We start from the raw sequence: 11,602 nt of genomic DNA, 5'->3' as shown, positions 1-11,602 counted from the left end.
CCCCCCCCCCGCCACGCCAACCGCCCCCCCACCTCCGCCGGGTCCCCCCGCGCCCCCGCCCCCCCCGCCCCGCCCCCCCCCGCCCCCCCCCCCCCCCCCCCGGCGGGCCGGCCCGTCGTCGGTGCCCCTTATGCTTCCGCGGCAGGGGGTGGTGGTGTGCAGGTGGACGATCTGGCGGGGTGGGATCCGGATGCGCTCGAGCGCACGGCGACCGAGCTCGCGGCATGTGCCGATGCCGTCGACGCCGTGGCCGGCGACGTCGCGCGGTCGGCGTCCTTCGGCGACGCCTGGAGCGGTGCGGCGCATGACGGAGCGACGTCCGCATTCGCCTCGTACGGGCGGGATCTCGCGGCACAGGCCGAGTCGTATCGGCGCGTGTCCGCATGTGCGCGGTTCGTCGTGCCGCGACTGCGGGCACTGCACTCCGAACTGGGCGAGCTGCAGACCAGGGCCGCTGCGCGGGGTTTCCCGCTCGACGCCGACGAATTGCTCGCGGCGTCGCTGCGATCGCTGCTCGTCCGTGCCGATGGGCTCGACCGCGAGGCCGCCGCTCGCCTGAGTGTCGAATCCGAGCCGCCGGGAACGGTTCTCGGCGAACAGGGTCGACTACATACCGCGATCGCGCGGTCCGGATCGACGACGCTGCCGGTCCTGCCGGATCCGGCCACCGATCCCGTGCAGGTCGCGCAGTGGTGGAACGGTCTCGACGACACGGCACGCACCGCGCTGGTCGCCGAACATCCCGAACGGATCGGCGCCCTAAACGGATTACCCGCTGCGGTTCGCGATCTCGCCAATCGTGCCCTGCTCGACGACGAACGTCGCCGCCTCGAATCCGTCGCGACACAACTGCGGGCCGAACTCGACGCGATGTTCCTCGGTGGCACCGTGATCGACAGTCTCGGCGTCACCGGACTGTTCACCGACGCCGATGCCGGGCTCGAACAGACGGTGCGGAAGATCGAGGCCCTCGCCGCGATCGACGCGACCCTCGCCCACGGCGACCGGCAATTGCTCGCCCTCGACCTGTCCGGACGCGAAGCGATGGCGGCGGTGGCCGTCGGGGACGTCGACACCGCCGAGCACCTGGCCGTCTTCGTCCCCGGCGCCGGCTCGACCGTGCAGGGCAATCTGCAGGGCTACGACACGCAGGTCGCGGCGCTGCGCGACGCCGCTCGGCTCCACCTCACCGGCGGCGATCCCTCCGTCGCGGCGGTCACCTGGCTGAATTACCAGGCGCCCCAATGGGGATGGGGTCTCGCGTTCACCGAGCGCAGTCCGGTCTCCGACCTCGCCGCCCGGATCGCCGCGCCTCGCCTGGTCGACTTCCTCGACGGCATCGCGGCCTCGCGTCCCGACGACCCGCGTATCACCACGGTCGGGCATTCCTACGGGGCCGTCGTCTCTGGTCTGGCGCTGAGGGAGACCGGTGCGGTCGATGCCGCGGTGTTCGTCGGGGCTCCGGGGATCGGGACCGGCGACGTGACCGACCTGCGGATCCCGCCCGGCTCCGCCTATCTCGTCGAAGCCGAGCGCGACATCGTCGCCGACGCCGGAACCTTCGGTGGCGACCCGAGCTTCCTCGACGGCCTGACGCATCTTCCCGCCGGTCCGGGCACCACCACCGCCGGAGTCCCGCTCGCGGGCATCACCGGCCACAGCTCGTATCTCACCCCCGGAACGTCGAGTTCCCACCACATCGCCGGTGTCGTCGCGGGCACCGCAGAACGGAGTACGCCGTGACCTCTGTGTGGAGTTTTCGGCTCGGGGCGTGCGTCGTCGTTCCGGCAGCACTGCTCGCGGCGTGCACCACCACGGTGACCCCGGTCGCGATGCCCGAACCGGTCGCCACGACCAGCGCGGGCGCGGTCGAGTTCTACACCGCCGTGCAGCGCGACGTCCTCACCGCGCTGTCCGCCGAGTTCCCCAGCGTGCGCTTCGAACCGAAGTACGCGAGCACCACCGCGGGATGCACGCTGCCCGACGGCACCTCGGGCCTGACGGTGCACCTCCCGATCCACGGCTCGGGCAGGCCGGTGCCGGTCGACGAACTGGACCGTGCGGCCAGGGTCTTCGAGGACACCGCCGCGCGGGCGGGCTTCCACGGTCGCCATGTGCTGCCTCCGGATACCGGTCTCGCCGTCCGGATGTTCGCGGCCGACGGCTCGTACATCACCTTCGGCAGTTACGTCGCCGCGACCGTCGGACTCACCGTCGGTTGTTACCCGGAGTAGGCCCGGTAGTCGGCTAGGCTCGTCCGAGCGACGGCCGCTCGGACCGTCGTGATTCGTGCTGGCAGCCGTGGAGGGACGAACAGATGCGCCCGATGCTCGGCATCTCCGTCGACGACGGTGAAGTGTGCGCGGTCCTCGTCGATGCCGACGTTCCGAGTCTCGGTCCGTTCGACTCCCAGCGAGGCTTCGGCGCACCCGGGGACACACCGGCGGAGGCCGCTGCCGCTGCCGCCTCCGCCATGGCGGAACGTGCCGCGGCGGCGTCGCTGACCCTGTCCGCGGCCGCGGTGGTGACCGGTCCCGAGAACGACGAGGACGCCGAACCGGTCACCGAGGCGGTGCGAGCCGTGCTCGGTATCGACGTCGACACGGTCCTGCTCGACGACGCGCGACTGGCCTTCCTCGCCGCAGCACCCGAACTCGCGGAACTGCCGGTCCTGGCCCTGCACACCCGTACCTACGGCGTCGAATCCGCATCGATGGTCGACGTCCCCTCGCGCACGGTGCTGTCCACGGTGAGTCCCGACGGCGACGAGTTCGGTCCCTACACGCAGTCCCTGCCCGAGGCGATGGACGAAGCGGTCGCCCGCGCCGGCACCTCGCCCGACGCGGTGGTCTTCCTCGATCTGCGTCCCGGCGACGCCCGTCCGGCACGAGAACTCGCCACCGTCCTCGGTGTTCCCTTCGTGACTCCGCACGGGGTGCCCTGGCATCGCGCGACCGGTGCCGCGCTCGTCGCAGCCGCCCGCCGCTCCCCGACGGTCGTCGCCGCGCCCACGAACCGTCGTCGCGGCACCGTCCTGCCGGCCATGCTCGTCGCGCTCGTCGCCCTGCTGGGTGGGGGACTGGCCGTCGCGGTGAGCAGCGGCGTGCAGGCGGAACGCTCCGCGCCCGGACTGCAGACGGCCGTGGCGCCGCCGCCGTCGCCGGTGCCGTCGCCCGATCGCGCACCCGTCGCCGACCCGTGCTCCGAGGCGCGACCGGCATCGTGGCCGGCCCACGCGTCCGATCCGGTCGACCCGGTGCCGACGCCCGAGACGCCCACCGAGATTCCCTGCGGCAGCGCACCTCCCACCGCTCCGTGATCGGCCGGTGATCGGGCGCATTCCTCAGGTGCGCAGTGCCGAAAGGCGCATCTCTCAGGTGCGCAGTGCCGAAAGGTACATCTCTCAGGTGCGCAGTGTCCGACCGGCGCGCGTCAGCGATTCCGCATCGGATGCGACGACGACATCGGCGAACCGCTCGCGGTAGTCGCCGAGGTCGTCGCCGACCGAACCGACCACCGCGACCACCGGAACGTCGCTGCAGCGCGCGAGGATCGCCGAGACGATCTTGCCCGCCCGCGACTGGCCGTCGAGTCGTCCCTCGCCGACCACCACGAGATCGGCGGTGCGCACGGCGTCGTCGAATTCCACTGCGTCGAGCACGAAGTCGGCTCCCGACCGCAGTTCTGCACCGAACCGCGACCACATCCCACCGGAGAAACCCCCGGCCGCTCCAGAGCCGTCGACCTCCCGCGGGTCGCGGGGGAGGGTCAGCGCCCTCTCTTCGAGGCGGCGCGTGAGCAGCGCGACGGCTGCCGTATCGGCGCCCTTCTGCGGCCCGAAGATCCGTGCCGCATCGGTGTAGCGGGTCGTCACGTCGGACAGCACGGTGACGCGGGCGTCGTCGAGCCCACCCCGCTCGTCGATCGCGGCGATCGCACCTGCGCCCCCGTCGGTCGTCGCCGACCCACCGGCCGCGACGACGATGTGCCGTGCTCCGCGCCGGACGGCTTCGGCCATGACCATCCCGGTGCCGTAGGTGTCGGCGGTGACGGCGTCGCGCGGACCGTCGTGCGGAGTGGTGATGCCGCTCGCCGTCGCGAGTTCGACGACGGCCGTGCCGTCCGGCGACATCCCCAGCAGTCCGCGGCACGGTGCGCGCCACGGGTTCACGGCCTCGACCTCGATCCGGGCGAGACCGAGCGGCCCGGCGAGCGCGTCGAGAGTGCCCTCGCCGCCGTCCGCGACGGGCATCCGGATCGCGGTGTGCCCGGCGCTCTCCACACCGGAGGCGATCGCGTCGGCGACCTCGACGGCGGTGTAGGTGCCCTTGAAGCTGTCGGGGGCGATCAGGATGCGGGTCACCGGAGGACCCAGTCGAAGGCCTCGGCCTCGGAGCGGGCGCCCTGCCGGGCACGCGACCGGTTCGGTTCGTCCAGTTCGGCGACGATGTCCTCGCCGAGCCGGACCAGGAAGCCGAAGACCTCCGGGTCCAGCCACGACGGGCGGGTCGCGAACAGCAGGTCCTCGCTCGCGGTGTTGCCGCTCGCACCTGGTGCGAACGGGCACCCGCCCAGGCCGGCGAGTGCGCCGTCGACGACGGTCGCCCCGGCGTCGATCGCGGCGAGGCTGTTGGCGACACCGAGACCCCACGTGTCGTGACCGTGGTAGACGATCCGTCGGTCGGGGGATTCGGCGGCCAGGCGCGCGACCAGCGACGACACCTGGCCGGGCACGGCCTGGCCCAGGGTGTCGGCGACGACGATGTCGGCGGCCCCGTCGGTGCGCGGATCGCATGCGATCTCCACGACCCGGTCGGGATCGACCGGCCCGTCGAACGGGCACGTGAACGCCGTGGCCAGGCACAACTGGATACCGCCGCCGACGGCGTGGGCGCGTTCGATCGCCGCCGGCATCGCGGCGATGCTGTCCGCGGTGTCGCGGCCGATGTTGGCGCGGTTATGGGCGTCGGAGACCGAGAAGCAGTACTGGAACCGTCGGGCACCGGCCGCGATCGCCTTCTCGACGTGGCGCGGCGTGGCGACCCAGATCCAGCAGCGGTCGAGTTCCTCCTCGGTCAGCGCTGCGACGAGGTCGAGGGTGTTCGCCATCGGCGGCACGAGGTCGGCGCGGGCCAGGGACCCGATCTCGAGTTCGGGCACGCCCGCGGCGAGCAGCGCCCGGACGATCTCCACCTTGCGTTCGGTGGGGAGCAGTTTGCCGGTCAGCTGCAGTCCGTCGCGCAGCGTCACGTCGCGCAGGATCACGTCCGTGCATGCTCGGTCACTCGTCGGTTCCGCCACTGTTTCCGCCTCCCCGTCGTGTTCCTGCCGACCCCACCGTCTCGAACCGCACCAGTATGCCCCGGTCACCGTGCAGGCACGATCCGTCGACACACCGATGGACTTTCGCGAGGACTGTGACAGATGACACTATCCTCACCGTTCTGATCGTGAATTGCCGGAAGGTGCGGGGAAATGGCTTCGGTCCTGGGAAAAGTACTGCTCTGGATCGCTCTGCTGGGGGGACTGGCCGGGGCGGTGATCGCCGTGTGGGCGCTGCACGTGAACGGGCTGGTGGCCTCGCTCATCGTCGCGTCGGTGACGGGACTCGTCCTGCTGCGGCTGCGCCCGGAGGCGCGTGACGACTCCGACATTGCGCTCACCTGAGCGGTCGACCTCGCGCTCACCTGAGCGGTCGACCTCGCGATCACCTGAGCGGTCGACACCGCCCTCACCTGACGGGAAACGGGGCGTTCGGACTGTAGGGTGAGAACCGGCGTCCGGGTCGAGGGCGCCTCGCGTGGACGCGCTGCACGAGCGCGGCGTCGACGCCGGAGAGGGGGCCCGCGGCCTCCGCCGGGCGTGGAAGAGGAGCATCGGTCAGTGTCGCTGTGGTCTCGTGCCTTGTCGTCGGACGAACTCGACAGTCGTCGCTGGGTGGATCTGATGCCGTGGATCGACCGCTACGGATCGGCCCGCACCGCCGCCCTCGGGGCACTCGTGTCGTCGTCCCGCTGGTGGGAGAACGAGTCGCCCGCCGAGACCTGCGAGCACACCGAGATTCCCGAACTGTGCGCCGAACTCGCCCACATCTACGTCACCGACCACCCGGAGCTGCGCTTCGCGGACGGTCTGCTGCGTGAGGACGAAGTGCCCGTGGCCGCACTCGATCTCGGTCCGGCCGCCGCGACCCTCGTCGCGCGCCTCCCGCACGCACCCACCACCGCCGAATTGTTCAGTCGCAGTCCGGCCGATCTGCTCGGGATCCGCGGCGCCGACCGCGACGCGGTGGAGGAGATCGTCTGCGCCGCGCTCGTCGCGACGGTGCTCCGCGAACCGGCCACCCTCGAAGCCGATCCGCGTGCCGCGCGGGTGCCCGCCGCGGCGCTGCTCCTCGACGACCTGGCGGCGCTGGCGCGGTGGAGTCGCGTGTGCGGCCGCGACGATGCTCCTCTCCTGCTGGCCGTGATCGACGACGGGGCGCCGGAGGAGATCCAGGACGCCGCGGCCCGGTTGCGGGCACTCACCGCCCGCGACCTGCCGGTGGCGGCGCCGGCCGATCCGATCGCCGAACTCACCGACTACCTCGAGGGCTTGCCCGACGCGGAACGCACGGCCTTGCGGCGCCGCGTCCACGACGGCGTCGACGACCCGGCCGGGCCGTCCACCTTCCCATTCGGCACGGCGGTCGGCGACCTGCTCGCGGCGTTGCGCGTCGACGTGCGGCCGGTGGCGGCCTTCGACCGGATGGTGCGCACCCACCCGGTGCTGGGCCGGACCGTCCAGGGTTTCGACGTGCCCCTGTGGCGGGTGTTGCACCGTCTCGACGACCGTTTCGAGGTCGCGGACGGGTGGATCGCGGTACCGGATCTGCCCGACGCCGAGAAGCAGACCCGCGGACTGCTCTCGGAGTTCGAATCACCGAACGGTGTGGTCGAGCCCGCCGCCGTGAAGGCCGTGTGGTCGCTTCCCGACGACGAGTTCGAGGCGTGGACCCGGTACTGCGGCACGACGACCTTCGAAGGCCGTTTACTGTCCCCGCCGGACGGGCTCGCCGGACGTGCCGCTCAGGTCCTCGAGGTGCTCGGCGACCCCCTGACCGCCGACACGCTTGTCGCGCGCATGGGGGTCAATGCCGACGTCCACACCCTCGTCTCCGAACTCGCCGACGACGAGCGCTTCACATCCGACGGTGAACGTTGGGCGCTGGCCGAGTGGGACGTCGACGTGGTCACCGCCATCCGCAACCGCATCGCACGGCTGGTCGATGCCCGCGGCGGAAGCGCCGATCGCGACATGGTGGTCGCCGCGCTCGTCGACCGATTCGGCATCTCGGAGGATTCCGCTCGGACGTTCACGGCCGGAGGGGATTTCGAGGTCGTCGACGGCCGTGTCCGGCGTCGTCACCGCTCGCACGTCCCGATCGCCCTGCCCGAGCGCACACGCCGCCTCTACCGGCTGGGGGAGGCCTGGCGCCTGCGCATCCCCGCGACCCGCGACCACCTGCGGGGAGCCGAGTTCACGGTTCCGTCCGCCGTCGCCGCGATCGCCGGGTGCGCACCGGGTGGGCACGTGGTGCTCCCGTCCCGCCTGGGCGGCCAGACCCTGCGCTGGACGGGACCGGTGCCGCGTCTGTCCTCGATCCGCCGGTTTCTCGAGGACGTCGGGGTGGAGGAGGACAACGAGCTGCTGCTCGAGGTCCGAACCGACGGCCGGTTCGACGTCCTGCCGCTGCGCACCGTCGCCGACAACGCCGAACCGCTGCGCAAGGCGCTCTCGCTCATCGGCCACACCGAACCGGAGACCGTCCCCGAGGAGCGGATCGCGTCGGCGTTGGCGTCCGCTCTCGGCCTCGACGGGGAGTCGCGCCCGCGCCGGATCCTGTCGGCCTACCGGGCCCGCAGGGAGACCGAAGTGGTGGCCCTGCTCGAACAGGCGTGGGTCCGTGTCCCGAACTGAGCGGGAAGTGGGTCCGTGTCCCGAACTGAGCGGGAAGTGGGTGCGCGTCCCGAACTGAGCCGGAAGACGTGATGCATCCGGCCCCTCGACGTAGCACGATTGGGGTATGGCCGACACGTCGAAACCCACCGCCGCAGTCCCCACCGCCCCCGACGCGGTCCTCGAGGCGTTGCGGGGAGCAGTCGCGTCGGTGGAGGCCGCCGTCGTGCGTCTCGAAGGCGACGATGCGGCGCCCGGAACCGTCGACCGCGTGCTCGACCTGGCCGGGGCGGAGCCGGCCGGCGACATCGTCGCGACCCACAATGTTCTGACCAGGGCGGCATCGATCGCCGACCACACCGGCGGTCTTCCCGACCGGGACTGGCAGTCGATCGCCGACCTCGGTGAGGTCCTCGCCCGGACGGTGACGCGTCTGCGCGGGCACGTCTCTTCGTCGCTCGACGATCTCGGACTCGACGCGGCGGTGGGTGAGCACGTCGAACTGCTGCAGAAGGTCGCGGTGGAGGAGGCTCTGGGGGAGACGCTGCAGTTGCTCGTGATCGTCGAGGACTGCCTGTTCCTGTGGCATCGCGTGCACCTGGCACGCACGCCCGACGACGAACTGCGCGACGCGCTGACCTCCGCCCGTCAGGTCCTGGCCGACCACTTCACGCAGGACGCCGAACTGCTGCGCCGCGCCCGTGCCGCGCTCGCCCGGTTCGCGGAGGGCACCCCGATCGAGGTCGTACGCCGCTTGTCGTCGGGACGGACGACGAAGGTGCTCGCGGGTCTGCGTCAGGACTTCGACGACTTCCGGTGGGCGTGCCGTGCCGACGAGGCGGGTTGGCTCGACGACGAGGACCCGGTGATCGCCGAGGCCCTGGACTCGATGAGCAGTCCGCTCAAGGCGGTCGGGGGAGTCCTCGGAGACGTGTTCGAACGCGGCCGTGCGCGGGTGACGGAGACGTGGAGTCGCTCCGAGGCTTCGGAATCTGCCGCTTCGGAATCTGCCGCTTCGGAATCTGCCGCTTCGGCATCTGCCGCTTCGGGATCTGCGGATTCCGGATCGACCGCCTCCGGCTCCGACGAATCCACAACCGCCGGATCCGACGACCGGCAGTAGACGCCACCGCACCACCTTGCGGAGAGCGCTCGGTCCTCATACCTAGATCTGCTAGGGTCACCGTTATCCATAGAACCTCTAGGTATGAGGACGACATGTTCATCGAGAAGGATTTGGTGGCCGCGTCCGCCACCCCGCTCGTGCTCGGCATCCTCGCCGAGGGCGAGTCGTACGGGTATGCGATCATCAAACGCGTCAACGAGCTGTCGCAGGGCCGGATGCAGTGGACCGACGGGATGCTCTATCCCCTCCTGCACCGTCTCGAGCGGGCGGGGCACGTGTCCGCCACCTGGCGTGTCGCCGACAACGGGCGGCGCCGCAAGCACTACGCCATCACCGACGCGGGCCGGGAAGTCCTCACCGAACGGGCGGCGCAGTGGACGGTCGTCGCCGAGGCCCTGCACCAGGTGTGGCAGTCGGCCCAGTTGCCTCCCGCCGTCGCGCCGGGGTGGTCGTGATGACACTCGACGCACATCTCGAGGACCGGATCGCCGGCTGGCGCAACTACGTCGCCGACCATCGGGTCATCTCGTCCTCGGACATCGACGAGATGGAAGATCATCTGCGGGAACAGATCTCGGACCTCGTGTCGGTCGGACTGACGGCCGACGAGGCATTCCTCGTCGCGGTCGGCCGGATGGGTGGTCTCGACGAGGTCTCCCGCGAGTTCGCCCAGGAACACTCCGACCGGCTGTGGAAGCAGCTCGTCCTCACCGGTGGCGGTCGCGGTGAGGAGTCCGGAACCCCGCGTCGCCGTAGGGAACTCGCGGTCGTCCTCGCCTGCGCGCTCGGTGCCGGTCTGGCCGTCCGGGCCGGATTCGAGTGGCTCTCCGATAACGCACTGGTGCGCAACGCCGCCGTGCTCATGCTGCCCTTCCTCACGCTGTATTTCGCGTGGAAGCGTCAGATGAGTCCGAAGAGCAGTGCGCTCCTTGCCGTTCCGTTCGTCCTCGTGGCGATCGTGCTCAACGTCTTCCCGTTCGAACCGGGCGGCGCCACCGAGATCATCGCGGCGATCCACGCCCCGGTGGTCCTGTGGTTCGTCGTCGGTGCGGCCTATGTCGCAGGGCAGTGGCGATCCCATCGCCGTCGCATGGACTTCGTGCGCTTCACCGGGGAGTTCGCCGTGTACCTGGCGCTGCTCGCGCTCGGCGGCGGCGTGCTCATGGGGCTGACCGCGGGTGCCTTCAGCGCCCTGGGGATCGATATCGAACCGTTCTTCGAACAGTGGATCGTCCCGTTCGGGCCGGCCGGAGCGATCATCGTCGCGGCCTGGCTCGTCGAGGCGAAGCAGCAGGTCGTGGAGAACATCGCTCCCGTTCTCACCCGGGTCTTCACGCCCGTCACGATCCTCATGCTGGTCGCGCTGTTCGTCGCGGTGATCGCGTCCCACAGCGTCGTCGACGTCGACCGGGGCCTGCTGATCCTCATGGACCTGATCCTCGTGCTCGTCCTCGGACTTCTGCTCTACTCGATCTCCGCCCGCGACCCGCACGCCGCACCGGACGTCTTCGATCTGCTGCAGGTGATGCTGATCGCCGCGGCGCTCGCCGTCGACCTGCTGATGCTCACCGCGATGGCCACCCGCATCGCCGAGTTCGGCTTCACCGCCAACAAGGTCACCGCCCTCGGTCTGAACCTCGTCCTCCTGGTGAACCTCGTGTGGGCGGCGTGGCTCGGCATCTCGTTCCTGCGGGGCCGCACCGGTTTCGCGGCGGTCGAGCGGTGGCAGATGCGCTACCTGCCCGTCTACTGCGGGTGGGCGGCACTGGCGGTCGTCGCGATCCCGCCGCTCTTCCGGTTCGTGTGAGCGCTCTCGACTCGGGACTACCATGCCCAGGACGGACGCGGTGCCCACGTACACGATGAGGCAACTCGCTCTCGTCTGCGATCACCGACCAGAAGGCCCTCGCGGTCAAGTTCCTCGTCCGGCAGCGCGCCCAAGGCGTCAAGCTCACACCGACCGGTCACGCGGTGCTCGAGCGGGCGAAGATGCTGCTGCACCACGCGAGCGAACTCGAGAGCGACGCGCGGTCGGAGGCGGGCGACATCGTCGGTCCGGTGGCGGTGGGGTGTTATCTCTCCCTCGCGCCGACATCGACTTCCGCGAGGACACCCAGAACCGTTTGCGGACACTCCTCGACGCGCCCGATCTCGTCGAGGCACTCGGCGCGACGGCCGGTGAGGCCTTCGTAGCCCGCCCCGACGGTCTGCTGCTGTGCCGTGTGCCGGTCGCCGACCTGGACAGTGTCGCCGCATCCCTGCGCTCCGGTGCCGCTCCGGCCGGCGCGGAGCTCCCGGCCCGGCCCGCCGAGCAGGTCACCGAGGACGACCAGCGTCGTGAGAACGTCTGGCTCGGCCTGTCGATCACCCTGGGCCGGGCCCCTGAGGACGACCGCGAGGGCTTCCTGGCGCGACCCGCGCTGGTGCTCGGCTCGCAGGTCGACCGCCGGCAGTTCGAGGAGGCCATCGCGGCCGCCGCGGACACGTCGCCGCTGCGCGTGGAGGAACTCGCCCCGCAGGCCTGAGCGATCACATCGC

Annotated in this window: 10 protein-coding genes and 1 pseudogene; 9 read left to right on the top strand and 2 right to left on the bottom strand. The window is 71.0% G+C overall.

Going from position 1 to position 11,602, the window contains the following annotated elements:
• Positions 1–162 precede the first annotated feature (162 nt).
• From A5767_RS01045 to A5767_RS01035, 3 genes are all read left to right on the top strand, one after another.
• Positions 163–1,743: an alpha/beta hydrolase gene (locus tag A5767_RS01045; RefSeq protein ID WP_231913085.1), complete on the top strand. Its 1,581-nt coding sequence runs from the start codon at positions 163–165 to the stop codon at positions 1,741–1,743.
• Complete coding sequence (locus A5767_RS01040; protein WP_019288108.1) at positions 1,740–2,234, top strand: LppA family lipoprotein; 495 nt, start codon at positions 1,740–1,742, stop codon at positions 2,232–2,234. Before A5767_RS01045 ends, A5767_RS01040 begins: the two co-directional genes overlap by 4 nt.
• An 83-nt stretch (positions 2,235–2,317) precedes the next feature.
• A complete protein-coding gene (locus A5767_RS01035; protein ID WP_064851434.1) occupies positions 2,318–3,319 on the top strand; it encodes a hypothetical protein in 1,002 nt (333 codons plus the stop codon).
• An 84-nt stretch (positions 3,320–3,403) separates the two neighbouring features.
• On the opposite strand, the gene A5767_RS01030 is transcribed toward A5767_RS01035, so the two are convergent.
• The gene (locus tag A5767_RS01030) at positions 3,404–4,363 is read right to left on the bottom strand and encodes a glycerate kinase family protein (RefSeq protein WP_033097330.1); all 960 of its coding nucleotides are present in this window, start codon (positions 4,361–4,363) and stop codon (positions 3,404–3,406) included.
• On the bottom strand, positions 4,360–5,265 hold the full coding sequence (locus A5767_RS01025; RefSeq protein ID WP_064851433.1) for a hydroxymethylglutaryl-CoA lyase: 906 nt from the start codon (positions 5,263–5,265) through the stop codon (positions 4,360–4,362). The genes A5767_RS01030 and A5767_RS01025 overlap by 4 nt, the downstream gene beginning before the upstream one ends.
• Before the next feature lie 210 nt (positions 5,266–5,475).
• Here A5767_RS01025 and A5767_RS01020 point away from each other — a divergent pair, with 210 nt between their 5' ends.
• From A5767_RS01020 to A5767_RS23970, 6 genes and pseudogenes are all read left to right on the top strand, one after another.
• Positions 5,476–5,667: a hypothetical protein gene (locus A5767_RS01020; RefSeq protein ID WP_006553937.1), complete on the top strand. Its 192-nt coding sequence runs from the start codon at positions 5,476–5,478 to the stop codon at positions 5,665–5,667.
• A 216-nt stretch (positions 5,668–5,883) separates the two neighbouring features.
• On the top strand, positions 5,884–7,959 hold the full coding sequence (locus tag A5767_RS01015; RefSeq protein WP_006553938.1) for a hypothetical protein: 2,076 nt from the start codon (positions 5,884–5,886) through the stop codon (positions 7,957–7,959).
• A 106-nt stretch (positions 7,960–8,065) separates the two neighbouring features.
• A complete protein-coding gene (locus A5767_RS01010; RefSeq protein ID WP_064851432.1) occupies positions 8,066–9,061 on the top strand; it encodes a hypothetical protein in 996 nt (331 codons plus the stop codon).
• Positions 9,062–9,156: 95 nt separating this feature from the next.
• Entirely contained in the window at positions 9,157–9,519 is a 363-nt protein-coding gene (locus A5767_RS01005) for a PadR family transcriptional regulator (RefSeq protein ID WP_024103494.1), read from the top strand.
• Positions 9,519–10,871 (top strand): permease prefix domain 1-containing protein, encoded by a 1,353-nt coding sequence (locus tag A5767_RS01000; RefSeq protein ID WP_064851447.1) that lies wholly within the window; start codon positions 9,519–9,521, stop codon positions 10,869–10,871. Before A5767_RS01005 ends, A5767_RS01000 begins: the two co-directional genes overlap by 1 nt.
• A gap of 322 nt (positions 10,872–11,193) precedes the next feature.
• Positions 11,194–11,589 (top strand): annotated as a pseudogene (locus tag A5767_RS23970) (aromatic ring hydroxylase); the annotation flags it as partial.
• Between the last annotated feature and the right edge of the window lie 13 nt (positions 11,590–11,602).

This window comes from Rhodococcus sp. 852002-51564_SCH6189132-a, from assembly GCF_001665495.1.
GTDB classification, from domain to species: Bacteria; Actinomycetota; Actinomycetes; order Mycobacteriales; family Mycobacteriaceae; genus Rhodococcus; species Rhodococcus pyridinivorans.
The sequence above is the reverse complement of the archived record's forward strand: the minus strand, read 5'-3'. Positions and strand labels throughout refer to the sequence as shown.

What these genes read in the sequence shown, in the direction of transcription:
- A5767_RS01035 (WP_064851434.1), top strand. Translation starts at nt 2,318, where the DNA reads ATGCGCCCGATGCTCGGCATCTCCGTCGACGACGGTGAAGTGTGCGCG.
- A5767_RS01020 (WP_006553937.1), top strand. Translation starts at nt 5,476, where the DNA reads ATGGCTTCGGTCCTGGGAAAAGTACTGCTCTGGATCGCTCTGCTGGGG.
- A5767_RS01010 (WP_064851432.1), top strand. Translation starts at nt 8,066, where the DNA reads ATGGCCGACACGTCGAAACCCACCGCCGCAGTCCCCACCGCCCCCGAC.
- A5767_RS01005 (WP_024103494.1), top strand. Translation starts at nt 9,157, where the DNA reads ATGTTCATCGAGAAGGATTTGGTGGCCGCGTCCGCCACCCCGCTCGTG.
- A5767_RS01000 (WP_064851447.1), top strand. Translation starts at nt 9,519, where the DNA reads ATGACACTCGACGCACATCTCGAGGACCGGATCGCCGGCTGGCGCAAC.